Origin of the sequence: Pseudomonas rhizoryzae, from assembly GCF_005250615.1 — a bacterium.
Lineage (GTDB): Bacteria > Pseudomonadota > Gammaproteobacteria > Pseudomonadales > Pseudomonadaceae > Chryseomonas > Chryseomonas rhizoryzae.
The window spans coordinates 343,961-368,934 of the sequence record NZ_SULM01000004.1 but is presented as its reverse complement, the minus strand read 5'-3'; the positions used below and the strand labels follow the sequence as shown (position 1 = coordinate 368,934).

Here is a 24,974-nt window from a genome sequence, read left to right as displayed (position 1 = left end):
ACAGCGCCTGATCCTGGAAAAACGTATTGTGGTAGCGGTCGAGGAAGAAGCCATGACCTGCGAGGCCGCCCTGGACCAGCTCGCTGCCGGGGCGGAAACCCACTTCGACGAGCTGGAGCGCGGCCACGCTGCCGTCTGGGCCGAACGCTGGTCGGGGCTGCAACTGGAAACCGCGCCCAGCTTGCAGCGCAAGCTGAATTTCGCTGCCTTCCACCTACTGCAGACCGTGGATCACCAGGGGAGCCGCGACCAGGGGCTGCCACCGCGAGGCTGGCAGGAGGGCTACTTCGGCCAGATCTTCTGGGACGAGATCTTCGCCCTGCCCTGGCTCGCCAGCCACTTTCCCCAGGCGGCCCGCGGCCTGCTGGACTACCGCCACCGCCGCCTGGACCAGGCCCGCGAACGGGCACGCCGCCGGGGCTGGCGTGGCGCGCTGTTTCCCTGGCGCAGCGGGGTGGACGGCGCGGAAGAAACCCCGCCCTACCAGTACTTTCCGCTGTCCGGCCACTGGGTGCGGGACCAGACGTTTCTGCAGTATCACCTGGGCCTGGCGGTGGCCCACAACGCCTGGCAGTTCTATCTGGCCACCGGCGATCTGGACTTTCTCGGCGGCGTGGGTGGCGAGCTGATCCTGGAGGTGGCTCGCTGCTGCGCCAGCCAGGCCAGCTTCGACGACCGCCTGCAGCGCTATCGCATCCGCGGCGTCGTCGGCCCGGACGAATACCACGACGCCTATCCGGACGCCGCCGCGCCGGGGCTGGACGACAACGCCTACACCAACCTGCTGGCCGCCTGGACCCTGGAGTGCGCCGGTCGGGTGCTCGATCTGTTACCCGCAGCCCAGAACCGGGCGCTGTGCGAGCGGCTGGGTCTGGAGCCAGGGGAACCGGCAGACTGGGCGGCCATCTCCGCCGCCCTCCACCTGCCGTTCCGGGAAGACGGCGTGCTCGATCAATTCAGCGGCTTCGGCGACCTGCTGCCGGCACCGCCGGAATGGCTGGCAGACCACGAGGGACCGCGCCTGGACTGGTGGCTGGAAGCGCGTGGCGACAGTTGCAACCGCTACCAGCTCAGCAAGCAGGCCGATACCCTGATGGCCCTGCATCTGCTGCCGCAGGCGGAACTGCAACGCCTGCTCGGCCGCCTGGGCTATCGATGGGACGACGCTGGCGAACGCAAGACACTGGACTATCACCTGGCCCGCCTGAGTCATGAATCCAGTCTGTCGAAGGCCGTCTGCGCCGGCGCCCTGGCCGCCTACGATAGCCAAGCCTCCTGGACCTTCTTCAGCGACAGCCTGGATACCGACCTGGGCGCCGCCGCGGACAGCGGCGCTCGGGAAGGCATCCACCTGGCGGCCATGGCCGGGACCTTGGACGTGCTGCAGCGTCACTACCTGGGACTCTGGCCGACGCCCGACGGCTTGCAGGTGCAGCCGGCGCCGCCTGCGGCCTTGCCGGCTACCCGCCTGCAACTGCTCTACCGAGGTCGCCTGCTCCAGGTCGGTTGGGAACCACCGCGCCTGAGCTTACGCCTGGCGGACCCCGCGGCTGCGCCGGTCAAGCTGCTGACCGGCGCGGGCACTGTCGAGCTAAGGGGTACTGCGGTCTGGTCCTGGCAGCGGGATTAAGACGCGACCACTGGCTCCAGCGCCTCCAACCAGCACACCACCGCCACGGCGCCGCCATCGGGAATGCCCAGGGTGCGCGAGCCCAGGTAGCTGGCGCGCCCCTGGCCCGGCACCATCTCGGCGGTGGCATCGGCGCCGGCCCGGGCCTTGGCGAGCGCCGCCTTGAAGGCCTCCGCGGGACTCGCTCCGGCTTGCGCAGCCGCCAGCAGCTCGTCCGCCGCCGGTCGCAAGGCATCGAGCATGGTGCGTTGCCCTGGCTGGGCACCACCCAATTCGGCCAGGGCCTGCACCGCCTGCTCGAAGGCCTGGGCCCACTGGGCCAACGTCGGTCGCTCCACGCCGTCCAGCACCTGGGCCGCGCGAACCAGGGCGCAGGCATAGAAGGGTCCGGAACTGCCGCCGATGGCCCGGCGCAGCGCCTGCCCCGTGGCGGCCAGCGCACTGGCAGGGCTGTACCAGGCACTGGCCGGTAGCGCGCGCATGGCTTCGGCACCGCGGGCGAGGCTGGTGCCGAGGTCGCCGTCGCCGGCGCGGCTGTCCAGTTCGGTGAGGCGGGCTTCGTTGGTGAGCAAGGTGGCGATCACGGCGTCCGCCGCCGCGCGCAGGCGCTCGGCCAGGGGACCGGCTGTGCTGGCGACAACCGCGGCCGCAGCCGGGGGCGCGGACACTCGCTGGGGCGCCGACGGCACCCGACCGTCGCCGGCCCAGGCGCGGGCTTGCGTTGGCGCATCCAGCAGGGCCAGGCGCGCCTCGTCCACCGGCAGCAGCGACAGCGAACAGCCCGGCATGTCCAGCGCACTGAGGAAGGTGCCGGTCCAGGCCCGCGCCACCTCGAAGCCGCGCCGACGCAGGTCGAGCAGGGCGGCCCGCGCCACCAGGGCGAGCTCCAGCGGCGGCGTCGCGCCCAACCCATTGACCAGCAACGCCAGGCGCGTCCCGGCGGGATAGCCACCGTCTTCGACCAGGGTATCCAGCAGCCGCGCCACGGTGGCATCGGCGCCCAGCCAGGGGCCGCGTTCGACGCCCTGCTCGCCGTGGATGCCCAGGCCCCATTCCACCTCATCGTCGGCCAGCTCGAAGCCCGGGTGCCCCACCGCCGGTACCGTGCAGGCGCCCAGGGCAACGCTCATGCTGCGCAATTCCGCAGCCGCCGCGCGGGCCAGGCTGGCCACCTCGGCCAGCGGCCGTCCGGCCGCGGCCGCCGCGCCGGCGAGCTTGTGGATCAGCACGGTGCCGGCGATGCCCCGACGCTTCTCCGGCGCCACGGTATGGCGCAGGGCGGCGTCGTCCGCCACCAGCACCGTCTCGACGGGGATGCCCTCGCTACGAGCCAGTTCGGCGGCGAGGCCGAAGTTAAGGCGGTCGCCGGTGTAGTTCTTCACCACCAGCAGCGCGCCGGCCGGACCCGCCGCCGCGCGGATGGCCGCCAGCACCGCATCCACGCTGGGCGAGGTGAAGACGTCACCGGCCACGGCCGCGGTCAGCATCCCCTCACCCACGTAGCCGGCATGGGCCGGTTCATGACCGCTGCCGCCACCGGAGATCACTGCCACGGGACGTGCCTGGCGATCCGCCAGCGGCTGGCGTAGCACGACCTGTTCGTCAGCCAGCAAGGCCAGGTTGGGATCGAGACTCACGAGTCCTTCGAGCAATTCGCGAACCACTGCGGTGGGGCTATTGATCAACTTCTTCATTTGGCACTCCCAAGGGTGAGGGTGGCTGGAGTATGGCACGGGGTCTCGACCCTGCCCGGTCACTGCCCTACCTGAACCAAAGGCAAACTGTAGCGCAGCGGCCTTCCGCCGGACCGGGGCGGCAGGCTATCGTCTGGGCTGGGAAGTTTTTCACGACCGGGATGTCTCATGCTGATTGCCAGCCGCTCTCTTTCGAGCGCTCCCCGTCGAGGTTCGTCATGCCGATCAAGATCGTTCCGCGCTCCGCCTGTCGTGCGTCGGAGATCACTCCCGAAGCCGTCTACCTGTCCCGCCGCCAGTTGCTCGGCGCCGGTGCGGCCCTGGTGGCGGGCGCCGCCCTGCCCCGCTGGGCCCTGGCGGACCCCTCCAGCTACGCCGACGTCGACCCGGCGAAGGGTCCGGACTGGTTCCAGCGCAAGCTGCCCGACACCCGCTGGCAGGCGGCGACCGTCAAGGACGAGGCCATCACCCCCTTCAAGGACGCTACCCACTACAACAACTACTATGAATTCGGCCCGGACAAGAGCGACCCCGCCGCCCATGCCGGTCAATTGCCGACCCAGCCCTGGAGCGTGGTGGTCGACGGCGAGGTGGGCAAGCCCGGCACCTACGGCCTGGAAGACCTGTTCGGCCCCGATACCCTGGAAGAACGCATCTACCGCATGAGGTGCGTGGAGGCCTGGTCGATGGTCATCCCCTGGCTGGGCTTTCCGCTGGCCAGCCTGCTCAAGCGCGTCGAACCGACCGGCAAGGCCCGCTACGTGCGCTTCGAAACGCTCAAGGACCCCAAGCACATGCCCGGCATGAACTCCAGCTTCGCCCTGCTGGACTGGCCCTATGTGGAAGGCCTGCGCTTGGATGAAGCCATGCATCCGCTGACGCTGATGACGGTGGGCATGTATGGCCGGGTGCTGCCCAACCAGAACGGCGCCCCGCTACGACTGATCGTGCCCTGGAAATACGGCTTCAAGGGCATCAAGTCCATCGTCCGCATCAGCCTGGTGGCAGAGCAGCCGCGTACCACCTGGCAGAGCATGGCGCCCAACGAATACGGCTTCTATGCCAACGTCAATCCGGAAGTGGACCATCCGCGCTGGAGCCAGGCCCGCGAACGCCGCCTGCCCAGCGGGCTGTTCAGCCCGAATATCCGGCCGACGCTGATGTTCAACGGCTATGGCGAGGAAGTGGCCTCGCTCTATACCGGCATGGATCTGCGGAGAAACTACTGATGGGGTTGCTGCTCTGGCGCCTTGCCGTATTCGTCGCCGCGCTCTGCCCGCCGCTGTGGTGGCTGTACCAGGCCTGGACCTTCGCGCTCGGCCCCGATCCGGGCAAGGTGCTGCTGGACAACCTCGGCACCGGCGCCCTGGTGTTGCTGCTGCTGACGCTGAGCCTGACGCCGCTGTCGCGCCTGACCCGCTGGAAGCTCTGGCCGGTGATTCGCCGCCAGCTGGGCCTCTGGACCTTCACCTACGCCCTGCTGCACTTTCTCGGCTACCTGACCTTCGTGCTGGGCTTCGACCTCTCGCAATTGGGCACGGAATTACAGCGCCGGCCCTACATCATCGTCGGTTTCGCCGCGCTGCTGATCCTGCTGGCCCTTGCCGTGACCTCGAATCGCCTGGCCATGCGCAAGCTGGGCAAACGCTGGAAGGCGCTGCATCGGCTCGCCTACCTGGTGCTCGGCCTGGGACTGCTGCACTACCTCTGGATCGTGCGCTCGAACATCGAGGAATGGACGATCTATGCCGTCATAGGCGCAGCCTTGTTGACCTTCCGCCTGGTGGACGGCTGGCGCCGTCGGCGCCGCCGCCAGCCGGCGACCGCCCCCACCCGTTGATCACGGGCGGGCGAGGCAGGGAGGACAACCCTTCCACCGCCTACATATAGGGGTGGTATTAATCAACGGCAGTGGCGAGCGTGTGCCATACCGGGGGCGCCGTCAACTAAAGGGGTGGTATTGCTCGAACGTTCAGGCTCCAGCGGGTTCGACCGCCGGAGCCATACCCCTCGATCAGCGTTGCGCGGCCTGGCGCAGGCCCTTCAGGGTGTTGAGCGGAGCATCCACCACGAAGCTGTTGGCCAGCCAGGACGGCACGCTGCCACCCGGCTCGCTCTGGGCCTCGTAGGTCACTTCCGAGCCACCGTTCTTCGGCACCACGCGCCACTGCCCCTGGAAGCTCGCCACCCGCACGTAGCCATCGACCGGAGGGCGGTAGTCCGGCACGCCTTCCAGGATGCGGGTGAACCCGCCATCGGGGGTCTTTTGCTCGGTCACGTGGAGCACCACGTCCCGGGCGGTGACCGGCCAGGGCATGTCGATGCGCATGTAGGTCCAGGCCTGGTTGCCCTCACGCTTGAGCACCTGTAGCGACTGGCAACGGTAGATCCACTTGCAGGAGCCCACCGGATCGTCCTGCAATTTGGCTATGGCGGCCGGATCGGCCTTGATCTGGACGACGCCCTTGTAGGCTTTGTACTTGGAACCGGGCACGGCGCGGGTATAGACCTGGATGCCATCTTCCTGCTTGGCGAGTTGCCAGTCATCGGCCTGGGCCAGGCCAGTGGCTGCGAGCAGGGTCAGGGCGAGGATGGAGCGAAGCGGCTTGTGCATGGGACGTCCCTTGTTGTTGTGGTTGTCGGAGCCTTGGGTAGAAAGTATCAGGCGGCGGTTTCACCCTCGAGCCGCAGCAGGATGGCCATGGCTTCGGCGCTGCTGCTGCCGCAGAAGGCCGGCTCGGCCTGGAAGCCACCGCACACGGCGGGCCGCAGCGGCGAGCCGAACAGATCGCAGCGGTTGGTGCTGTCCAGGTGGGCGCAGCGCACGCCGGATGGCTTGCCCTGGGGCATGCGCGGCAGCGGTGAGGAGATCGACGGCGCGATACAGCAGGCGCCACAACCCGGACGGCACTCCATGGGTGAAACTCGCGAGGAAGACGCTTGAAGCTTAAGAGCAACGCCGGGGCACAACAAGCGAATCGTGACCAGATGCTGCTATCGAGTCATGAATGTAACATTCATTCGCAAGGCTCCACGCAACCCCACCGCTTTTCCACCGTCTTATCTCCGAGATCGAGGCGGCTGGCCCGAGGGCGCGACGATGAAGCATTGGCTGGTGCTGGACCTGGAGGCGACCACCGACGACGGCGGCTGGCCCATAGAACTGATGGAGATCATCGAGATCGGCGCGGTGATGGTCGATGGCGAAGGTCAGGAGCTGGATCGCTACCAGACGTTCGTCCAGCCGCTGCGCCTGCCCTTGCTGACCCCCTTCTGTCGTGACCTGACCCACATCAGCCAGGCCGATGTCGACGCTGCCGAGCCACTGGAGGCAACCTGGCCCGCCTTCGAAGCCTGGTTGAGCGCCTACGAGACGACCCTGGCCGGCTGGTGCAGCTGGGGCGACTTCGACCGCCGCCTGCTCGAACGCGCCTGGCGCGAGCACGATCTGCACACCCACCTGGCCCGCGTCCCGCACCGCAATCTCAAGCAAGCCTTCGCCAAGGCGCGCGGCCTGGCACGCCCCCTGGGCCTCACCGCTGCCCTGGAATCGGCGGGCCTGGCCTTCACCGGCGTGCTGCACCGCGCCGAGACCGATGCGCGCAATACCGCCAAGCTGCTGCCGACCAGTCTGCCGGCTTTCGCCCGCTGACCGGTGACAGCCGGGGACGGCCTTGGGCATACTCGCGGACGGTTCTAACCGCTCTCGCACAAGGAAATCCGCATGTTCAAGGTCAACGAATATTTCGACGGCACCGTCAAATCCATCGCCTTCAATCTCAAGTCCAAGCCCGCCACCCTGGGCGTGATGGCACCGGGCGAATACGAATTCGGCACCAGCCAATTGGAGGTCATGCACGTGGTGGCCGGCGCCCTGACCGTCAAACTGCCCGGCAGCGAGAGCTGGGAAACCTTCGCCGCGGGCAGCCAGTTCACCGTGCCCGCCAACAGCAAGTTCCAACTCCAGGTAGCCGAAGACACCGCCTACCTCTGCGAATACCACTGAGTCCGGGTGGAGCCGCCTGGCTCCATCCTCGTCCCGCCGTTCGGCCTGCTGGCCGCCTGGCGGGAGTCGGCCAGCCGACCTGAACGCTTCACCTAGCCTCCGGTCCTAAGCGACGCAGCCCTTCAAGAGCCGTCGCCATGTCGCCAAGCGCACCCCAGGGCACTCGCCAGCCGAGCCATGCCCGCCCCTTCGAGCACCAGCCCCGGAATCTCCCGACGCATGGGATAGCCCTTGCGCAGGGCGTCGAACGCCTGGGCCCGCGCCAGGGGCGGCAAAGCGAGGGTCGCGCGTAGCGCCGCGTCATCGTCGCGTGGATCGTAGACCGCGCGACAGGCGCGCTTGAAGGCCAGGGCTTCCGGCGTTTCCCGACCGAACACCAGCCGCTCCAGTTGCTGCGCTGGCAACAGCTCGGCCAGCGTCAGCCGCGGGGTAATGCCGGCCCAGGCACAGAAGGCCTCGTAGATCTGCGCCGTGCCGCGCCATTTGCCTTCCAGGCTGTGCCCAGCAATGTGCGGCGTCGCCACCTGGCACAGTCGCGCCAGCTCGGCATCGATAGCCGGCTCGCCTTCCCAGACATCCAGCGCCACCGCCAGCTCGGCGCCGCCGGCGAGATGGGTACGCAGGGCGCTATTGTCGATCACCTCGCCGCGACAGGCATTGAGCAGCCAGGTGCCCGGGCGCAGCCGGGCCAGCCGCGCCGCGTCGAACAGCTGCAGGGTACGGTGCTCGCCCTCGCGGATCAGCGGGGTATGCAGACAGAGCACATCGCAGCGCTCGATCAACTCATCGAGCGTATGGAAGTCGCCCTGTTCCGTGGCCTGGCGCGGCGGATCACAGACCAGTACCCGCCAACCCAGCCCCTGCAGCACCGCAGCCAGCCGACCGCCGACCTGGCCGGCGCCGACGATGCCATAGGTGCGCTGAGCGAGGTCCGCACCCGCACCGTCGGCCAGCGCCAGCAGGGCCCCGAGTACCCAGTCCACCACGCCACGGGCATTACAGCCGGGCGCATTGCTCCAGCGGATGCCGGCCCGGGCGAAATGGCCGAGGTCGAGATGATCGGTGCCTATGGTGCAGGTGCCGACGAAGCCGACCCGCGCATCCGCCAGCAGCGCCTCGTCGACACGGGTGATGGAGCGCACCAGCAAGGCATCGGCGCGGCTCACCGCCGCGCGGTCGAAGGCGCGACCCGGTAGGCGTTCGAGGGTCGCATGGGGACCGAAGAAGGCGTCCAGCAGCGGAATGTTTTCGTCGGCAAGAATGTGCATGCCTGGGCACTCGTAGGATCGGGGACGGCACTTTAGCAGGCTGCTCACGCCAGACAACGGGAGCCACGACGCTTGCCAGGCTCGCCATGAAGACTAGACTATTCGCCCCGAAGCTGACCGAACGATCAAGTGACCTCCTCCCTGCCCCGCATCAGACGTGAATTCGGCGCCCTGCTCTCCCTGGCCGCGCCCATCGTCATCGCCCAACTCTCCCATTCGGCCATGGGCTTCGTCGACGCCGTGATGGCCGGGCGCGTCGGACCGCTGGATCTCGCCGCCGTCGCCCTAGGCAACTCGGTATGGATTCCGGTGTTCCTGCTGATGACCGGCATCCTGCTGGCGACCACGCCCAAGGTTGCCGAGCGTCACGGTGGCGGCCGCAGCGACGAGATCGGCCCGCTGGTACGCCAGGCACTGTGGCTGGCCCTGGGGTGCGGCCTCGTCGCCAGCCTGCTGCTGCTCAATGCCCGACCGCTGCTGGTGGTCATGCACGTCGATGCGCAACTGATCGGCCCGACCCTGCTCTATCTCAAGGGCATCGCCCTGGGCCTGCCCGCCACCGCCTTCTACTATGTGCTGCGCTGCTTCAGCGACGGCCTGGGGCGCACCCGCCCGGCCATGCTGGTAGGGCTCGCCGGCCTGGCGCTGAACGTGCCGCTGAACTGGATCTTCATTTACGGCCACCTGGGCCTGCCGGCCTTGGGCGGCGCCGGCTGCGGCTTCGCCTCCGGCACGGTGATGTGGGCGATGCTGCTGGCCATGCTGGCGATCATCCGCACCGAGCGCTATCGCCCCTGCGCGATCTTCGCCCGCTTCGAGCGGCCGCACGGCCCGACGCTGCGCGCCCTGCTCGCCATCGGTGTGCCCATCGGCATCGCGGTGTTCGCCGAGTCGAGCATCTTTTCCGTGGTGGCGCTGTTGATCGGCGAGCTGGGCCCGACCGTGGTGGCCGGGCACCAGGTGGCGCTCAACTTCTCCGGGCTGGTGTTCATGGTGCCCCTGGCGCTGGGCATGGCGGTGACGGTACGGGTCGGCCAGGCCCTGGGCCGTGGCGAGCCGCGGGAGGCGCGCTTCGCCGCTGGCGTCGGCATGGCCGCCGGGCTGCTCTGTGCCTGCGTTTCCTGCACCCTGATGCTGACCACGCGCACCTTCATCGCCGGGCTCTATTCCCAGGACCTGGCGGTGATCCAGCTGGCCGCGTCGCTGCTGGTGTTCGCCGGTATCTTCCAGTTTTCCGACGCCATCCAGGTCACCGCCGCTGGCGCCCTGCGCGGCTACCAGGACACCCGGGCGACCATGGTCATCACCCTGCTGGCCTACTGGGGCGTGGGCCTGCCGGTGGGCTGGGCACTGGGGCTCAGCGATTGGTTCGGCGCGCCGCGCGGACCGGCCGGACTCTGGCAAGGCCTGGTGCTGGGCCTGACCTGTGCCGCCCTGCTGCTGTCGGTGCGCCTGGTGCGCAGCGCGCGGCGGCGCATCCGTAGCGCCTAGCGCGCCCCCTTACTACAATGCCCGCCTCGTCGGACGGCGCCTGGCGCCGCCACCGACGGTGCTTCCCTCATTTCGCGAGAGTGCGGCTGCGATGATCTTTCGCCTGCTACAGCTATTCTGCCTCTGCTTCCTGCTCAGCGGCCCGGTTCAAGCGGCCCTGCCCAGCCTGCCAAGCCTGACGAGTACCCAGAAGGACCAGGTCGATCCCCAATTCGGCCAGTCCCTGGATCAGGTCATCAAGACCCTGGAAAGCGACCAGCAACGCAATCGCCTGCTGAAGGAACTCAAGCAGCTGCAGGCCGCCCAGGCCAAGGCCGAACCGAGTGCCTCCCAGGGGGTGATCGGCCTGATCACCGATACCCTGACGGCGGTCGAGCAGCAGTTGCAGCACGACAACCTGCGCGAACGTTGGCAATCCCAGTTGGAGCAGGCCGGCGACGAACTGGCGGCCCTGGTGCCCGCGCCCGATCAGCGCCTCAACCTGCTCTCCGGTTTCGTCATCACCCTGGCCTTCTGGGCCGGCTGCGCCCTGGGCCTGAAGCACCTCAGTCATCGGCTGCGGGTGAGTTTTGGGCTGTCCGAGGAACTCCCCCTGCGGCCGCGGACCCTGGACCTGGTGCGCTTCGCCCTGCGCAAGCTGGCGCCCTGGCTGCTGGCCTTCGTCATCACCCTGGTGGTCTCGCTGTGGCTGCCGGACTCCCTGGGCAAGACCGTCGCCGTCACCCTGGCCTATGCGGCGGTGACCGGCCCGCTGTTCGCCGCCACCGTGGTGGTGATCTGCTCGCTACCCAGCGGTGCCCACCGAAATCGCGCCCTATTGATCCTGCGCCGCCGCGCCTTCCGCCCGCTGTGGATCATCGGCAGCCTGGCCGCGCTCGGCGGTGCCACCAGCGATCCACACCTGGCCGAGAAGCTGGGTCCGCACCTGGCGGCGATCATCGCCATCGCCGCCAACATCTGCGCCGCGCTGCTCACCGCCCAATTCGTGCTGAGATTCCGCCGGCCCGTCGCCCACCTGATCCGCAACCAGCCACTGGCCAAACGCCAGGCCCTGCGCGGGCTACAGGGCGTACGCCAGCTGGTCGCCCGGCTCTGGCACCTGCCGGTGCTGATCCTGGTGGCGGTCTCCCTGGTGGCGACCTTCGTCTCCGCCGGCGACACCAGCGACGCCCTGCGCCGGGCCCTGCTCTGTGCCGTGCTGATGGGCGCCGCCTTGGGGCTCAATGCCCTGGTACGGGCGCGGCTGCTGCGGCAGCGCCACAGTAGTCGCCTGCAGGAAGCCTATGCCGAGCGCCTGCGCGCCTTCTTCGCGGTGGTCCTGGGGATCGTCATCTGGCTGGTCGCCATCGAGCTGTCGTTGCGCGCCTGGGACGTTTCGCTGCTGAGATTCAGCCAGGGTGACGGCCACGAGATCGCCAGCAAGTTCTTCGGCCTGGGCGGCACCCTGCTGCTGGCCTGGCTGGTGTGGATCCTCGCCGATACCGCCATCCACCGCGGCCTCAACCTGCATCGCGTCAGCCCGAACAACGCCCGCGCCCAGACCATGTTGCCGCTGATCCGCAACGTGTTGTTCCTGACCATCTTCGTCATCGCCCTGATCGTCGCCCTGGCCAACATGGGCGTGAACGTCACCCCGCTGCTGGCCGGTGCCGGCGTCATCGGCCTGGCGGTGGGTTTCGGTGCCCAGAGCCTGGTGGCCGACCTCATCACCGGGCTGTTCATCATCATCGAGGACTCGCTGGCCATCGGCGACTACGTCGATGTGGGCAACCACCTGGGCACCGTCGAAGGCCTGACCATCCGTACCGTGCGGCTGCGGGACATCGACGGCATCGTCCACACCATCCCCTTCAGCGAGATCAAGAGCATCCAGAACTACTCGCGGCAGTTCGGCTACGCCATCTTCCGCCTGCCGATCCCCCAGGCGCTGTCGGTGGACCAGGCCATCGAGCTGGTGCAGGAGGTGGGGCGTTCACTGCGCCAGGACCCGCTGATGGGCCGGGACATCTGGTCACCGCTGGAACTCCAGGGGGTGGAGAGCTTCGAGTCGGGCATGGCGATCCTGAGATTCCGCTTCAAGACCGCGCCGATCAAACAGTGGGAGGTCTCGCGGGCCTTCAACCTCAGGCTCAAGCGGCACCTGGACGACGCCGGCATCGAACTGGCCTCGCCGCGCATGAACGTGCGCTACGAGGCGGGTGGCCCGCGGCCGGACCAGATGCCGCGAGGGGAAGCGCCGAGCGAGGGTTAGGGCGTCGCCAGCGCGACTGCCGGTCCTCGCGGCAGGGCGGAAAAGCTTCTAGGGTAGAGATCACCTTCCCCCTACGAGGTCCCGACATGCCGCTGCGTACCCTGCTCTGCTATGGCGATTCCAACACCCACGGTACTCGCCCCCTGACCCAGCCGGACGTACTCGAACGCTTCGGCTGGGATGAGCGCTGGACCGGCGTGCTGGCCCGCGGCCTGGGCGACGGCTGGCGGGTGATCGAGGAAGGCCTGCCGGCCCGCACTACGGTGCACGACGATCCCATCGACGGCCATCACAAGAACGGCCTGAGCTATCTGCGGCCTTGCCTGGAAAGCCAGCTACCGGTGGATGCGCTCATCCTGATGCTGGGCACCAACGATCTGAAGGCCCGCCTTTCGCTGACGCCAGCGGATATCGCCAGCGCCCTGCCGGTGCTGCTGGAAGAAATCAGGCGCTGCAACGCCGGCCCGGACGGTGGGCAGCCCAAGCTCATCGTGATGGCGCCCGTGCCCATCGAGGAAGTGGGCTTTCTCGGCGAGATCTTCGTCGGCGGCGCCGCCAAGTCACGCCAATTGACCGAGCGCTATCGCCAGGTGGCCGAAGCCCAGGGCGCGACCTTTGTCGACGCTGGCGCTGTCATCCGCGTGAGCCCGGTGGACGGCGTGCATTTCGAGGCGGACCAGCATCGGCTGTTGGGCGAGCATCTGGTGGGCGTGGTCAGAGGCCTGGGTGTTGCCTGATCGTGGAGCGTAGGGTGGACAACGGCGCAGCCCTGTCCACGGGTTCGGGGCATACAGTGGAAAACGCTGCGCGGTTTTCCACGCTACGGAATGCGCACAACGTAGGTTGGGTTGAGCGCAGCGAAGCCCAACAGACCTAGCCCGGCATTGCACCGTTGGGCTTCGACGATGAAGCCGTCTCAACCCAACCTACAGCGACGGACGCTCACTCCACCTTCTTGCGAATCCAATACAGATAACGCCCCTCCCCCTCGCTCTTCTCCACCAGCTCGTGGCCGAGGAAGACGCAGAATTTGGGGATGTCGCGCTGGGTGGAGGGATCGGTGGCGATGACCTTGAGCAAGGCGCCGGGGGCGATGTCGCGCACCTTGTTGTGCAGCATCATCACCGGCTCCGGGCAGTTCAGCCCGCTGGCGTCGAGGGTGGCATCGGCTTCGAGGGTCATGGGGTCTCCAAGAGTAAAACGGTTGCGGCGATCTGCATTCAGAACTTGGCAGCGACCTAGGGTTTCTTGTCCAGCCGGCGTAGATGACAGGTCACTTCCTCGCGGTCGTGGTAGAGCTGCTTGCAGCCGATGGTCACACGCTGGCCGCGACCTTCGAAGTGGTCGTGCAGGCGTTCGAGGATACCGGCCACTTCGCGATAGCGCTGCTTCATCGGCAGCTTGAGATTGACCACCGCCTCGCGGCAATGGCCCTCGCCGATCCAGCGTTCGATCAGCGCGGCGGTGCGTGCGGGCTTCTCGACGATGTCGCAGACCATCCAGTCCACCGGCCGCTTGGGCGCGAAGGCGTAGCCGTCGACCTGCAGATGCTCCACCAGGCCGGTGTCCATCAGCGCCTCGTTCATGGGGCCGTTGTCCACCGCCGTCACCAGCATCTCGCGGGCCACCAACTGCCAGGTCCAGCCACCGGGCGCGGCGCCCAGGTCCACGGCACGCATCTCCGGCGCCAGGCGAGTCTCCCACTCGGCGCGCGGGATGAACTGGTGCCAGGCCTCTTCCAGCTTGAGCGTCGAGCGACTGGGCGCCTCGCGGGGAAACTTCAGCCGTGGGATGCCCATGGGCCAAAGGGCGGCGTTGCCCGGCTCGACCAGGCCGGCGAAGACCTGGCGACCGCTGAGGAAGGTCAGTTGCAGGCGCGGCGCCCGGGGGTCGTCCACCAGGCGACCGGCCTTGCGCAGGGCGAGGGTCAGGGGTCGTTCGAATTTCTTGCAAAAGGTGGAGAGGGCCTTGCCGTCATTGGTGTCCGGCATTTCCAGGGCCAGGCTGCCGCAAACCGGGTAGTAGGCCAAGCACTCCAGCAGCGGACCGATGCGATCCTGCTCGGGCAGGTCGAGAAAGGCGCCGCGCGACCACTGGCGCGGAAAGATTAGCTCAGCGAATCTCAGGTTCTGCATCAACCGGGCAGCACCTGCCGCATCGCCGCAGACGAATTCGGCATAGGCCTCGCCGGGCTTGCCGCGGGCATAGCCGGGCACGCCGAGCAGCGCCGCCCGCTCACCGAGCTCGGCGCAGACCTCGCCTTCGAAACCGGTACGGCACAGCAGCAACAGGGTATTCACGACGGGGCTTCCTCGAGCGGTCACGCAGGGCGCGCACTATACCCCAGCGCGCCAGACAGGGAACGTAGACGGCGCTTACCGGTCCAGTACTACACCTAGAAAAATCAGTACGCCCAGCGCTGGCACGGGTCTCCTTCACCTTTCGAGGCTCGAACGGCCAGCGGGCAACCGTCGATCAAGGAGACCCCTGATGCCAGCCCTGGACAGCCTCAACAGCCTCAAGACCCTGCAAGTAGGCGACCGTACCTACCACTATTACAGCCTGCCCGACGCGGCCAAGACCCTCGGCAATCTCGACCAGTTGCCCAAGTCGCTCAAGGTGCTGCTGGAAAATCTGCTGCGCTGGGAAGACAACGAGACCGTGACCGGCGAGGACCTCCAGGCCCTGGCCGACTGGACCAAGACCCGCTCCGCCGATCGCGAGATCCAATACCGCCCGGCGCGGGTGCTGATGCAGGACTTCACCGGGGTACCGGCGGTGGTCGACCTGGCCGCCATGCGCGAAGCCGTGGCCAAGGCCGGTGGCGATCCGCAACGGATCAATCCGCTCTCCCCTGTCGATCTGGTGATCGACCACTCGGTGATGGTGGACCGCTACGCCAGCGAGAACGCCTACCACGAGAACGTCGAGATCGAGATGGAGCGCAACGGCGAACGCTACGCCTTCCTGCGCTGGGGCCAGAACGCCTTCGACAACTTCCGCGTGGTACCGCCGGGCACCGGCATCTGTCACCAGGTCAACCTGGAATACCTGGGTCGCAGTGTCTGGACCAAGGAAGAAGACGGCAAGACCTACGCCTTCCCCGACACCCTGGTGGGCACCGACTCCCACACCACCATGATCAACGGCCTGGGCGTACTGGGCTGGGGCGTGGGCGGCATCGAGGCTGAGGCGGCCATGCTCGGCCAGCCGGTGTCCATGCTGATTCCCGAGGTGGTGGGCTTCAAGCTCACCGGCAAGCTGCGCGAGGGCATCACCGCCACCGACCTGGTGCTGACCGTGACCCAGATGCTGCGCAAGAAGGGGGTGGTGGGCAAGTTCGTCGAATTCTTCGGCGACGGCCTGGCCACCCTGCCCCTGGCCGACCGCGCCACCATCGGCAACATGGCCCCGGAATACGGCGCCACCTGCGGCTTCTTCCCGGTGGACCAGATCACCCTGGACTACCTGCGCCTGTCCGGTCGCCCCGAGGAGACCGTGCAACTGGTGGAGGCCTACACCCAAGCCCAGGGCCTGTGGCGCAACCCCGGTGACGAGCCGGTGTTCACCGATGTCCTGGAACTGGACATGGGCGAAGTCCAGTCCAGCCTGGCCGGTCCCAAGCGGCCCCAGGACCGCGTGCTGCTAGGCGAGGTGGCCAAGGCCTTTGGCGACTTCACCGCCCTGGCGCCGAAGAAGGCCGAAGCTCCCAAGGCGGGCAGTGGCGTCGAAGTCCAGCTCGATGGCCAGACCTTCCAGCTGGAGGACGGCGCCGTGGTCATCGCCGCCATCACCTCCTGCACCAACACCTCCAACCCCAGCGTCATGATGGCCGCCGGCCTCCTGGCGAAGAAGGCCGCCGAGAAAGGACTGATGCGCAAGCCCTGGGTCAAGTCGTCCCTCGCGCCCGGCTCCAAGGTGGTGACCGACTACTACAACGCGGCTGGCCTCACCCCCTATCTCAACGACCTCGGCTTCGACCTGGTGGGCTACGGCTGCACCACCTGCATCGGTAACTCCGGCCCACTGCTCGACCCCATCGAGAAGGCCATCCAGGACGCCGACCTCACCGTGGCCTCAGTGCTCTCCGGCAACCGCAACTTCGAGGGTCGCGTGCATCCGCTGGTCAAGACCAACTGGCTGGCCTCGCCGCCGCTGGTGGTGGCCTATGCCCTGGCCGGCAGCGTGAAGGTCGACCTGACCCAGGAGCCGCTGGGCACCGGCAACGACGGCCAGCCGGTCTATCTGAGGGACGTCTGGCCCAGCCAGCAGGAGGTGGCCGACGCCGTACAGAAGCTCGACACCGCCATGTTCCACAAGCAATACGGCGCCGTGTTCGACGGCGACGAGAAGTGGCAGGCCATCCAGGTGCCGGACGCCGAGACCTATGTCTGGGACGCCGACTCCACCTATATCCAAAATCCGCCGTTCTTCGAAGGCATCGCCGGCGATCCGCCGCGCATCGCCGACATCCACGACGCGCGCATCCTGGCGCTGCTGGGCGACTCGGTGACCACCGACCACATCTCCCCCGCCGGCAACATCAAGAAGGACAGCCCCGCCGGCCGCTATCTGGCCGAGCATGGCGTGGCCTATGCCGATTTCAACTCCTACGGTTCGCGCCGCGGCAACCACGAGGTGATGATGAGGGGCACCTTCGCCAACATCCGCATCAAGAACGAGATGCTCGGTGGCGAAGAAGGTGGCAATACGATCCATGTCCCCAGCGGCGAGAAGCTGTCGATCTATGACGCGGCCATGAAGTACGAGCTGGAGAACACCCCGCTGGTGATCATCGCCGGCAAGGAATACGGCACCGGCTCCTCCCGCGACTGGGCTGCCAAGGGCACCAACCTGCTCGGCGTGAAAGCCGTGGTGGCCGAGAGCTTCGAGCGTATCCACAGATCCAACCTGGTGGGTATGGGCGTGCTGCCGCTGCAGTTCAAGGACGGCGTGGATCGCAAGTCCCTGGGGCTTACCGGCAAGGAGAAGATCGCCGTGCTGGGCATCGATGGCGTGGAGCTGCGCCCACGTATGCCCCTAACCCTGGAGATCACCCGCGAGGACGGCAGCCTGGAAAGCGTCGAGGTGCTCTGCCGCATCGATACGGTCAATGAAGTGAGCTACTTCAAGGCCGGCGGCATCCTGCACTACGTGCTGCGGGAGTTCCTGGCCAAGCCGGCTGCCTAAGCAGGCTCGACAAACGCCCGGTAGCCAGACTGCCGGGCGTTTTGCTGTCAGCCCGGAAGAGCCGTGTGAACCCTTTCCCCGCTCGCGGCAGTGCGAGGCAAGTCCATCGATCTTGGCAACTGGCGTAATTCGGGTACGCCCCTGGGACCGCCCCTCCGTATATCAAGCGGTCACGGCACGCCGGGCCAGCAGTTGGCCGATGCCCAACACCAGTAGGGCCCCCAGGGCACCGGTCGCATAGGACGCCCAAGGCACTTCGCCGATGCCGAGCCAGGCCTGCACCCAGGCATCGCTGGCGATCAGCTTGCCGGCGATCCAGCCCAGCAGGGCGGCGCCGGCCATGACCAGCCAGCGGAAGCGCTCCATTAACCGCAGGACGATCTGGCTACCCCAGATGATGATGGGAATGCTGATCAGTACCCCGGTGATGGCCAGCCCCAGATGCCCCTGGGCGGCGCCGGCCACGGCGATGACGTTGTCCAGGCTCATGACCAGATCGGCCACTACGATGATCCCGATGGCCTGGCCCAGGGTGGTGCCGGCCTTGACGTCGGTCTCTTCCTCTTCCGGCAGCAGCAGCTTGATGCCGATCCATACCAGCAGCACGCCTCCCACCACCTTGAGCAGCGGCAATTCCAGGACGTAGCTGGCGATCAGCAGCAACAGGATGCGCAGCAGCACCGCACCGGCCACCCCACCGAGGATGGCCTTGCGCCGTTGCGCCTCGGGTAGGCGGCGGCAGGCCAGGGCGATGACCACGGCATTATCGCCACCCAGCAGGATATCGATGAGCACGACCTGCAGCAGGCCGGTGAGAAAGGCGGGATCGGTCAGGGTAGCGAGCAAGGACGGCCTCGAAGCGATACGGGAGATAGACCTTTGGCAGCGTGGCCTCCAGATGATTTCATCTGGAGGCCTTCGCGAGCCTAACGGTTATCCTCGGCAGCCGTCCGTGTCCTCGTCTCAGGTAGCGGTCGCAGGGGTGCCGATGCGGACGTCGCCCTGACCACTGGCGGCCAGCTCGCGGGCGACGAAGCCATTGCGCAGCTGCTCGTCGAGAAAGGCCTGCACGAAGGCCGCTGCCGCCGCGTGGCCCTTGGGCACGGCCATGGCCTGGCGGATCTCGGTGAAGCTGTCGGCCAATACCCGGTAACCCGAATGGGCCGCGGCATAGGCTTCCAAGGGCTGACGGACCCCCGCCGCGGCATCCAATCCCTGGTCGACGAAGCAAGCGATGGCCGCTACCGAGGTGGGCGCCCGCACCAACTCGGCCTGGGTCAGGGTACGGCTGAGGTAGAGATCGTAGGCTGCGCCCTGCCCCACGGCGATGCGACGCCCGGCTTGATCCAACTCGGCGACTTGGCGGGCTGGATCGTTCTCACGCAGCAGATAGGTGCCCTCGATGATGACATAGGGTTCGCTGAAGTCGATCTGCGCGGCCCGCACCGGCTCGATGGCGAGGAACGCCAGGTCCCAGGCGCCCTGCTCCAGAGCGGCGAACACCTTGCCGGCGGCATCGTAGGTGATGAGTTGCAGGGGTACGCCAAGTAGCTCCGCCAAGGCGCGGGCCAGCGCCACCGAGACGCCGGTCGGTTCGCCATCGGCGCCCCGTTGGGCGAGGACCGGATTGCCGTAGTTGATGGCCGCACGCAGGCTGCCCTGGGGGGCCAGCTCGGCCATTACCGCTGCGGATGGGGTCATAGGAGCTCCTCGGACTGTCGACGGGATAGGGGCGGCCTTGGCGCACCGCAGCCAGTTGATACTGCCCTCTCCAGCGGAATTGCGCACGCCTCTGTTCGGCCCTTTCGGCGCCAGGTCACAGGACCACGGGGTGGCAGGAGCCTAGAGGTCCAAGCGCTGCTCGCTGCGGGCCGGGCGGGTCCCGTCCTAACGTTATTTCCAAAAGCTATTTAAGGACGGAAAAACATCGAGGTTAACGTATAACGACCGGACCACCGGACCTCTCCCTTCGCCTTTGCCTGAGGATTCCATGGCCGTGCTCCGAACGCTTACCCCCCTGCGGGCGCCCGCCCCATGAACGCGCCCGCCAAACAGGTGTTGCTCAACGCCTTCAACATGAACACCGTGGGCCATATCAACCATGGCCTCTGGACCCATCCGCGCGACACCTCCAGCAGCTACCACACCCTGGGTTACTGGACCGAACTGGCCCAGTTGCTGGAGCGTGGTCTGTTCGACGGCCTGTTCATCGCCGATATCCTCGGCGTCTACGATGTCTATGGCGGTAACGTCGACCTGACCCTGCGCGAATCCATCCAGCTGCCGGTCAACGATCCCTTCCTGCTGGTCTCGGCCATGGCCGGCGCCACCCGGCACCTCGGTTTCGGCCTGACCGCCAACCTCACCTACGAGCCGCCCTACCCCTTCGCCCGCCGCCTATCCACCCTGGACCACCTGAGCGAGGGCCGCGTCGGCTGGAACATCGTCACCGGTTATCTCGACAGCGCCGCCCGGGCCATGGGCCTGGACCGGCAGATCGCCCACGACCGCCGCTACGACCAGGCCGACGAATACCTGGAAGTGCTCTACAAACTGCTCGAAGGCAGTTGGGCCGACGATGCCGTGGTCAACGACCGCGCGGGCCGCGTCTATGCCCGTCCCGAGCGGGTACGCAAGGTCGCGCATCACGGCGAATTCTTCGATGTCGAGGGCTACCACCTCTGCGAACCCTCGCGCCAGCGTACCCCGATGCTGTTCCAGGCCGGCTCCTCGGACCGTGGCCTGGCCTTCGCCGGACGCCATGCCGAGTGCGTGTTCATCTCCGGGCAGGACCAGGCCGCCACCCGCGCCCAGGTCGAGCGGGTGCGCGGGGCGGCGGTGGCCGCCGGGCGGGACGCGGACGACGTGAAGCTATTCATGGGCCTGACGGTGATCGTCGCCCCCACCGCCGCCGAGGCACGCGACAAGCACGCCGAATACCTGAGCTATGCCAGCCCCGAGGCTGGCGTCGCCCACCACGCCGCCTCGGTGGGCATAGATCTCGCTGCCTACGGCCTGGATGAACCCATTCGCCCGCAAAAGACCGAGGCCATCGAATCGGCGCTCAAGCGCCTGGTGGCCAAGGACGCCGGCTGGACTCGGCGCAAGCTGCTGGAGCAGCACGCGCTGGGTGGGCGCTACACCGCCATCGTCGGCGATCCCCAGCAGGTGGCCGATGCCCTGCTCGGCTGGATCGACGAGACCGGGCTGGACGGCTTCAACCTGGCCCGCACCGTCACACCCGAGTGCTACAGCGACTTCATCGACTTGGTGATCCCGGAGTTGCAGAGCCGGGGTCGCTACAAGACCGCCTACGCCGAGGGCAGCTTCAGACACAAGCTGTTCGGCCGTGGCGACCACCTCGACACCCGCCACTTCGGCACCCGTTTCCGCCAGGACTGACCCCTCAAGGACGCCCCATGACCTGCCTCAAACCCCTGCTCCTCGCCCTCGGCCTGTTCAGCACCGCAGCCCTGGCCGCGCCTCTCAAGATCGGCACCACCGCCGCCTTCGCCCCGCCGCTGGAAGTCGCGGTGCAGGAGGCCAAGGCCGCCGGGGTGGACGTGGAGATCGTCGAATTCAACGACTGGATCGCGCCCAACACCAGCCTCGCCAACCACGACATCGACGCCAACTACTACCAGCACATCCCCTTCCTGGAGAACGCCAAGCGCAACGCCGGCTACGACCTGGTCCCCGTGGCGCCGGGTATCCTGACCAACGTCGGGCTCTATTCGAAGAAGTACAAGACCCTCGCCGAGGTGCCCAAGGGCGCGCGGGTGGCCATCGCCAACGATGCCATCAACGGCGGGCGCGGTCTGTTGTTGCTGCAGAAGGCCGGTTTCATCACCCTCAAGCCGGGCGTCGGCTATCACGCCACCGTCGCCGACATCACCAGCAACCCCCGGGACATCCAGATCATCGAGGTGGAGGCGGTGAACCTGGCGCGCACGCTGGACGACGTCGACGTCGCCCAGGGCTATCCGCACTACCTGCGCCTGGCCAACACCGTCGATCCCAGTAAGGCACTGCTGTTCGATGGCCTGGACCACCCCGAGTACGTCATCCAGTTCGTCGCCCGTCCGGACAACAAGGACGATCCGCGCCTGGCCAAGGTGATCGATATCTACCAGCATTCGCCTCAGGTGAAGGCTGCCTTGGACAAGAGCTACGGCAAGTTGTATTTGCCGGGGTGGAAGGACTAGCGCTCGCGGGTGAATGCCGTTGGATCAAACTTTCTCGACGACGAAGGCGCAGCGCCCCCTGTTCCCGCTGCCATCGGGCAGGTCCAGGACGTCATCGACGAGGATGCGTACGCCCTGCTCCCGCAGCAGGGCGCGCAGCACCTCCGGCGGGTGCGAGTCATAGAAGAACGGCTGGTCGAACATCCGGTCGACGAAAGCCTCGTTTGCCGAACCGCCCGAGGTCAGCATCAGCCGTCCGCCCCGTGGCAGCCCGGCGATCACTCGCGCCAGGATGACCTCATGCCAGCGGCGCTCCAGATGAAACAGCGAATCCCAGAGCAACGCACCCTGGTAGGGCTCGGCGCAGGCATAGCTTTCTAGCCGCGCCTCGATCCAGCGCTGCTTGGGAAACTCCCGCCGGGCATGGGCCAGCATGGCGGCCGCCTGATCGACACCGAGCACACGATAGCCCTGGGCGAGGATGGCGGCGGCGACCGGTGTGCCGGTGCCGCAGCCCAGGTCGAGCAAGGTGGCGCCGGGCTCGACATTTTCCAGGAGCACGTCCAGATAGCGGCGCTCGTTGTCGCCAAGGCTCACTCGGGCCTGGCGAAAGAGGTCGGCGATGGCGTTATAGGAGGTCTTGTTCACGGTAATTCCCTGGCTGCTGCCCCGGCAGCTTAGCCCAGGACAGCGGAGGGAACGGCGACCCACACCTCAAAGTGACCCGACGCCGGTCACCCCTCAGAAGTGAAAGCGATGCAGCATCCGCTGCAACTCGCCCGAGGTACCGCTCAGTTGGTCGATGGCGCTGCCCACCTGGGACGAGGCTTCGGAGTTGCGCACCGACAGGTCGCGGATGTTGACCAGGTTGCGATCAATCTCCCGGGCGACCTGGGCCTGTTCCTCGGCGGCGCTGGCGATCACCAGGTTGCGCTCGTGGATGCCAAGGATCGCCTGATTGATTTCTTCCAGTACCTGGCCGCTGGCCTCGGCGCTGGTGAGGCTGTCGCCCACCTGCCGCGTCCCGCTCTGCATGGCCTCCACCGCTTGCCGCGTGCCGCTCTGGATACGCGAGACCATCTGCTCGATCTCGGCGGTGGAACTCTGGGTACGGCCGGCCAGGGCGCGCACCTCGTCGGCGACCACGGCGAAGCCGCGGCCAGCCTCGCCGGCGCGCGCGGCCTCGATGGCGGCGTTGAGCGCCAGCAGGTTGGTCTGCTCGGCGATGGCCCGGATCACGTCCAGCACCGTACCGATCTTCTGCGACTCTTCGGCCAGTTGCCCGACGTCGGCCGACGCCCGATCCATCCCCTGCCCCAGTACCCGAATGGTGGAGAGGGTGTGCTGCACCTGCTGGGTACCGCGCTGGACCATCAACTGGGATTGATCGGACGCCTGCGAGGTGGAGACGGCATTACCGGCCACCTCTTCCACGGCGGCGGTCATCTCGTTGACCGCAGTGGCCGCCTGCTGGATTTCATCGTGCTGCTGGGCGACCTCGCCCAGGTTGCGCTGGGTGATGCGACTCACCTCGCCACAGGCACCGCCGAGCTGATCGGCGGTATCGTTGATCAAGCCCAGCGCCTGGCGCAGGCTGGCTTGCATCCCGGCCAGGGCTTCGAGCAACTGCGAGGGCTCGTCGCGACCGCGCGCCTGTAGGGTCTGGCGCAGATCGCCGTCAGCCATCGCCCGCGCCGCGCCTATGGCGGAACGCAGGGGCTGGACGATGCTGCGGGTCAGGCTCCAGGCCAGCAGGATCGTCAGCAGCAAGGCTACGCCGAGCAGCATCAGAGAGCCGACCCAGATGGTCTGGTAACGAGCAGTCGCCTCCGCCGTGTAGGCGTTGCTTTCTTCGAGGTTGACCTTGAGCAGGGCGTTGAACAGATCGCCGGTCTTGTTGGAGGCGTCCTGGATACCGGTGTTGAGCAGCGTCCGCATGGCCTCCACATCGCCCTGGTCGGACAGCTTGCGATACTGGCCGAGCAGGGTCCGGTAGTTGGCGATGGTGGCGTCCAGTTGTTCGAAACTCGCGCGGCCCGCGTCGGTGACCACCTGGCGGTAATCCTGCATGGCCTTGTCCAGCAGGCCGATCAGTACCTCGAGCCGCGCCACGGTGGGGGTAAGCACCGCCGGCTCGCGGTTGAGCATCATGCGCAAGGTGATGACCCGGATGCCCAGCTGGTTGTCCCTGATCTGCGCCAAGGCGCGACTGCCCGCCAGGGAGACCGACTCGGTGTGGACCAGCGCACCACGCAGCGACTGGGCGTTGTAGATCCCGAACAGCCCCAGGACCAGTACCAGCGCGGCGATGACCGCGAAGCTCAGCCCCGCTCGTGTTCCTATGCTGTAGTTGTTCAGATTCATGGCGGCCCTCGGCGACGGATTAAAGGTTATCTATGGCGTTTCGGCCCAAGTAGAGCGAACTTGAGTTCGCAAGGGCTCAAGCCCGCGCATTCCGGGCGGTTATCGACCGCAAGGCCGATCCTCGGGGCCTAAGCGACCGCCCCGTCTTCAACCCACCCCTAGATAAGCCGCCTGCACCGCCTCCCGCGACAGACTCTCGCCCGGTACGCCCGCCTGTACTACCTGCCCGTTCTCCAACACATAGGCCTGGTGCGCATAGTCCAGGGCAATGGCGCTGTTCTGCTCGGCCATCAGCACGCTCAGGCCCTCGTCGCGATTCAAGCGGGCGACGCTGGCGAAGATCTCCTCCACCACCAGCGGTGCCAGGCCCATGGAGGGCTCGTCCAGCAGCAGCAACCGCGGTCGTGCCATGAGGGCGCGACCGAGGGCGATCATCTGCTGCTCGCCACCGGAGGTAAGGCCCGCCAGTTGCTTGCGCTTGGCCGCCAGCCGCGGAAACCAGGCGTAGATGCGTTCCAGCTCGGCCCGCTGCGCGGCCCGCCCCAGGCGCCGGACGAAGCCGCCGCTGAGCAGGTTTTCCTCCACGCTGAGCCGGCCGAAGCAATGGCGGCCCTCTAGCACCTGGATCAACCCGGCGCGCACCCGAGCATCGGGTGATTGGCCGGCCAGGTCCTGGCCGTCGTAGCGGATGGCGCCGCGGACCAACTCGCCGCGCCCGGCGCCGAGCAGGCCGGAGATGGCCTTGAGCGTGGTGCTCTTGCCGGCGCCGTTGGCGCCCAATAGGGCCACCAATTGCCCCTGCCGGACTTCGAGGCTGACCCCGCTGACGGCGAGGATGGCACCGTCGTAGCGGACTTCGATGGCGTCGACCGCCAGCAAGGGGGTGGCGGTCATGC

Annotated in this window: 22 protein-coding genes and 1 pseudogene; 11 read left to right on the top strand and 12 right to left on the bottom strand. The window is 67.3% G+C overall.

Going from position 1 to position 24,974, the window contains the following annotated elements; translation table 11 throughout:
* The first annotated feature begins 52 nt into the window (after positions 1-52).
* On the top strand, positions 53-1,630 hold the full coding sequence (locus FAZ11_RS08345; protein ID WP_137279555.1) for a glycoside hydrolase family 65 protein: 1,578 nt from the start codon (positions 53-55) through the stop codon (positions 1,628-1,630).
* Here FAZ11_RS08345 and FAZ11_RS08340 read toward each other — a convergent pair.
* Positions 1,627-3,324 (bottom strand): dihydroxyacetone kinase family protein, encoded by a 1,698-nt coding sequence (locus FAZ11_RS08340; RefSeq protein WP_137279556.1) that lies wholly within the window; start codon positions 3,322-3,324, stop codon positions 1,627-1,629. The two genes, FAZ11_RS08345 and FAZ11_RS08340, sit on opposite strands and share 4 nt — an antisense overlap.
* 218 nt (positions 3,325-3,542) lie before the next feature.
* On the opposite strand from FAZ11_RS08340, the gene msrP reads away from it, so the two are divergent.
* Together msrP and msrQ are read left to right on the top strand one after the other, a co-directional pair.
* Complete coding sequence (gene msrP, locus FAZ11_RS08335) at positions 3,543-4,553, top strand: protein-methionine-sulfoxide reductase catalytic subunit MsrP (RefSeq protein WP_058768358.1); 1,011 nt, start codon at positions 3,543-3,545, stop codon at positions 4,551-4,553.
* Complete coding sequence (gene msrQ / locus FAZ11_RS08330; RefSeq protein WP_058768357.1) at positions 4,553-5,164, top strand: protein-methionine-sulfoxide reductase heme-binding subunit MsrQ; 612 nt, start codon at positions 4,553-4,555, stop codon at positions 5,162-5,164. Before msrP ends, msrQ begins: the two co-directional genes overlap by 1 nt.
* A 174-nt stretch (positions 5,165-5,338) precedes the next feature.
* On the opposite strand, the gene FAZ11_RS08325 is transcribed toward msrQ, so the two are convergent.
* Positions 5,339-5,938, bottom strand: a complete 600-nt coding sequence (locus FAZ11_RS08325; protein WP_058762902.1) for an START domain-containing protein — start codon at positions 5,936-5,938, stop codon at positions 5,339-5,341.
* Positions 5,939-5,985: 47 nt separating this feature from the next.
* Positions 5,986-6,240, bottom strand: coding sequence for a YkgJ family cysteine cluster protein (locus FAZ11_RS08320; protein ID WP_058771820.1), 255 nt, complete (start codon positions 6,238-6,240; stop codon positions 5,986-5,988).
* Positions 6,241-6,424: 184 nt separating this feature from the next.
* Between FAZ11_RS08320 and FAZ11_RS08315 the strand changes: the two genes are divergently transcribed.
* Positions 6,425-6,976: a 3'-5' exonuclease gene (locus FAZ11_RS08315; RefSeq protein ID WP_058768356.1), complete on the top strand. Its 552-nt coding sequence runs from the start codon at positions 6,425-6,427 to the stop codon at positions 6,974-6,976.
* Positions 6,977-7,048: 72 nt separating this feature from the next.
* Positions 7,049-7,330, top strand: a complete 282-nt coding sequence (ppnP, locus tag FAZ11_RS08310; protein ID WP_058762899.1) for a pyrimidine/purine nucleoside phosphorylase — start codon at positions 7,049-7,051, stop codon at positions 7,328-7,330.
* A gap of 122 nt (positions 7,331-7,452) precedes the next feature.
* Here ppnP and pdxB read toward each other — a convergent pair whose 3' ends face one another.
* Positions 7,453-8,598, bottom strand: coding sequence for a 4-phosphoerythronate dehydrogenase PdxB (gene pdxB / locus FAZ11_RS08305; protein ID WP_058782466.1), 1,146 nt, complete (start codon positions 8,596-8,598; stop codon positions 7,453-7,455).
* Between the two features lie 129 nt (positions 8,599-8,727).
* On the opposite strand from pdxB, the gene FAZ11_RS08300 reads away from it, so the two are divergent.
* From FAZ11_RS08300 to FAZ11_RS08290, 3 genes are all read left to right on the top strand, one after another.
* Positions 8,728-10,089, top strand: a complete 1,362-nt coding sequence (locus FAZ11_RS08300; protein ID WP_058779994.1) for an MATE family efflux transporter — start codon at positions 8,728-8,730, stop codon at positions 10,087-10,089.
* 91 nt (positions 10,090-10,180) lie between these two features.
* Entirely contained in the window at positions 10,181-12,340 is a 2,160-nt protein-coding gene (locus FAZ11_RS08295; RefSeq protein WP_058779993.1) for a mechanosensitive ion channel domain-containing protein, read from the top strand.
* 86 nt (positions 12,341-12,426) lie between these two features.
* The gene (locus FAZ11_RS08290; RefSeq protein ID WP_058779992.1) at positions 12,427-13,077 is read left to right on the top strand and encodes an SGNH/GDSL hydrolase family protein; all 651 of its coding nucleotides are present in this window, start codon (positions 12,427-12,429) and stop codon (positions 13,075-13,077) included.
* A gap of 205 nt (positions 13,078-13,282) precedes the next feature.
* On the opposite strand, the gene tusA is transcribed toward FAZ11_RS08290, so the two are convergent.
* Together tusA and rlmM are read right to left on the bottom strand one after the other, a co-directional pair.
* Entirely contained in the window at positions 13,283-13,522 is a 240-nt protein-coding gene (gene tusA, locus FAZ11_RS08285) for a sulfurtransferase TusA (RefSeq protein ID WP_027597771.1), read from the bottom strand.
* 56 nt (positions 13,523-13,578) lie between these two features.
* On the bottom strand, positions 13,579-14,640 hold the full coding sequence (gene rlmM / locus FAZ11_RS08280; protein ID WP_058779991.1) for a 23S rRNA (cytidine(2498)-2'-O)-methyltransferase RlmM: 1,062 nt from the start codon (positions 14,638-14,640) through the stop codon (positions 13,579-13,581).
* Positions 14,641-14,830: 190 nt separating this feature from the next.
* Between rlmM and acnA the strand changes: the two genes are divergently transcribed.
* Positions 14,831-17,530 (top strand): aconitate hydratase AcnA, encoded by a 2,700-nt coding sequence (acnA, locus tag FAZ11_RS08275; protein WP_058779990.1) that lies wholly within the window; start codon positions 14,831-14,833, stop codon positions 17,528-17,530.
* A 162-nt stretch (positions 17,531-17,692) separates the two neighbouring features.
* Here acnA and FAZ11_RS08270 read toward each other — a convergent pair whose 3' ends face one another.
* Together FAZ11_RS08270 and FAZ11_RS08265 are read right to left on the bottom strand one after the other, a co-directional pair.
* Complete coding sequence (locus FAZ11_RS08270) at positions 17,693-18,376, bottom strand: TerC family protein (protein ID WP_058771814.1); 684 nt, start codon at positions 18,374-18,376, stop codon at positions 17,693-17,695.
* A gap of 117 nt (positions 18,377-18,493) precedes the next feature.
* Positions 18,494-19,231: a transporter substrate-binding domain-containing protein gene (locus FAZ11_RS08265; protein ID WP_058771813.1), complete on the bottom strand. Its 738-nt coding sequence runs from the start codon at positions 19,229-19,231 to the stop codon at positions 18,494-18,496.
* 333 nt (positions 19,232-19,564) lie between these two features.
* Here FAZ11_RS08265 and FAZ11_RS08260 point away from each other — a divergent pair, with 333 nt between their 5' ends.
* Entirely contained in the window at positions 19,565-20,932 is a 1,368-nt protein-coding gene (locus FAZ11_RS08260) for an LLM class flavin-dependent oxidoreductase (RefSeq protein WP_058771812.1), read from the top strand.
* A 17-nt stretch (positions 20,933-20,949) separates the two neighbouring features.
* Positions 20,950-21,735 carry a MetQ/NlpA family ABC transporter substrate-binding protein gene (locus FAZ11_RS08255; RefSeq protein WP_058768342.1) on the top strand — a complete coding sequence of 262 codons (786 nt, stop codon included), beginning with the start codon at positions 20,950-20,952 and terminating at the stop codon, positions 21,733-21,735.
* Between the two features lie 24 nt (positions 21,736-21,759).
* Here the strand turns inward: FAZ11_RS08255 and FAZ11_RS08250 are convergent, their stop codons facing one another.
* The 4 genes and pseudogenes from FAZ11_RS08250 to FAZ11_RS08240 form a co-directional block, all read right to left on the bottom strand.
* Positions 21,760-22,362, bottom strand: a complete 603-nt coding sequence (locus FAZ11_RS08250) for a class I SAM-dependent methyltransferase (protein WP_058762880.1) — start codon at positions 22,360-22,362, stop codon at positions 21,760-21,762.
* A 93-nt stretch (positions 22,363-22,455) separates the two neighbouring features.
* Complete coding sequence (locus FAZ11_RS25415) at positions 22,456-23,319, bottom strand: methyl-accepting chemotaxis protein (protein ID WP_420849721.1); 864 nt, start codon at positions 23,317-23,319, stop codon at positions 22,456-22,458.
* Positions 23,311-24,078: pseudogene (locus FAZ11_RS25410) on the bottom strand (MCP four helix bundle domain-containing protein); the annotation flags it as partial. The gene FAZ11_RS25415 and the pseudogene FAZ11_RS25410, both read right to left, overlap by 9 nt.
* Before the next feature lie 147 nt (positions 24,079-24,225).
* A complete protein-coding gene (locus FAZ11_RS08240) occupies positions 24,226-24,972 on the bottom strand; it encodes an ABC transporter ATP-binding protein (protein ID WP_058771811.1) in 747 nt (248 codons plus the stop codon).
* Between the last annotated feature and the right edge of the window lie 2 nt (positions 24,973-24,974).

Bases quoted from the DNA above. Each gene is read 5' to 3' on its own strand.
- FAZ11_RS08345 (WP_137279555.1), top strand. From the start codon at position 53: ATGACCTGCGAGGCCGCCCTGGACCAGCTCGCTGCCGGGGCGGAAACC.
- FAZ11_RS08340 (WP_137279556.1), bottom strand. From the start codon at position 3,324: ATGAAGAAGTTGATCAATAGCCCCACCGCAGTGGTTCGCGAATTGCTC.
- msrP (WP_058768358.1), top strand. From the start codon at position 3,543: ATGCCGATCAAGATCGTTCCGCGCTCCGCCTGTCGTGCGTCGGAGATC.
- msrQ (WP_058768357.1), top strand. From the start codon at position 4,553: ATGGGGTTGCTGCTCTGGCGCCTTGCCGTATTCGTCGCCGCGCTCTGC.
- FAZ11_RS08325 (WP_058762902.1), bottom strand. From the start codon at position 5,938: ATGCACAAGCCGCTTCGCTCCATCCTCGCCCTGACCCTGCTCGCAGCC.
- FAZ11_RS08320 (WP_058771820.1), bottom strand. From the start codon at position 6,240: ATGGAGTGCCGTCCGGGTTGTGGCGCCTGCTGTATCGCGCCGTCGATC.
- FAZ11_RS08315 (WP_058768356.1), top strand. From the start codon at position 6,425: ATGAAGCATTGGCTGGTGCTGGACCTGGAGGCGACCACCGACGACGGC.
- ppnP (WP_058762899.1), top strand. From the start codon at position 7,049: ATGTTCAAGGTCAACGAATATTTCGACGGCACCGTCAAATCCATCGCC.
- pdxB (WP_058782466.1), bottom strand. From the start codon at position 8,598: ATGCACATTCTTGCCGACGAAAACATTCCGCTGCTGGACGCCTTCTTC.
- FAZ11_RS08295 (WP_058779993.1), top strand. From the start codon at position 10,181: ATGATCTTTCGCCTGCTACAGCTATTCTGCCTCTGCTTCCTGCTCAGC.
- FAZ11_RS08290 (WP_058779992.1), top strand. From the start codon at position 12,427: ATGCCGCTGCGTACCCTGCTCTGCTATGGCGATTCCAACACCCACGGT.
- tusA (WP_027597771.1), bottom strand. From the start codon at position 13,522: ATGACCCTCGAAGCCGATGCCACCCTCGACGCCAGCGGGCTGAACTGC.
- acnA (WP_058779990.1), top strand. From the start codon at position 14,831: ATGCCAGCCCTGGACAGCCTCAACAGCCTCAAGACCCTGCAAGTAGGC.
- FAZ11_RS08265 (WP_058771813.1), bottom strand. From the start codon at position 19,231: ATGACCCCATCCGCAGCGGTAATGGCCGAGCTGGCCCCCCAGGGCAGC.
- FAZ11_RS08260 (WP_058771812.1), top strand. From the start codon at position 19,565: ATGAACGCGCCCGCCAAACAGGTGTTGCTCAACGCCTTCAACATGAAC.
- FAZ11_RS08255 (WP_058768342.1), top strand. From the start codon at position 20,950: ATGACCTGCCTCAAACCCCTGCTCCTCGCCCTCGGCCTGTTCAGCACC.
- FAZ11_RS25415 (WP_420849721.1), bottom strand. From the start codon at position 23,319: ATGCAAGCCAGCCTGCGCCAGGCGCTGGGCTTGATCAACGATACCGCC.
- FAZ11_RS08240 (WP_058771811.1), bottom strand. From the start codon at position 24,972: ATGACCGCCACCCCCTTGCTGGCGGTCGACGCCATCGAAGTCCGCTAC.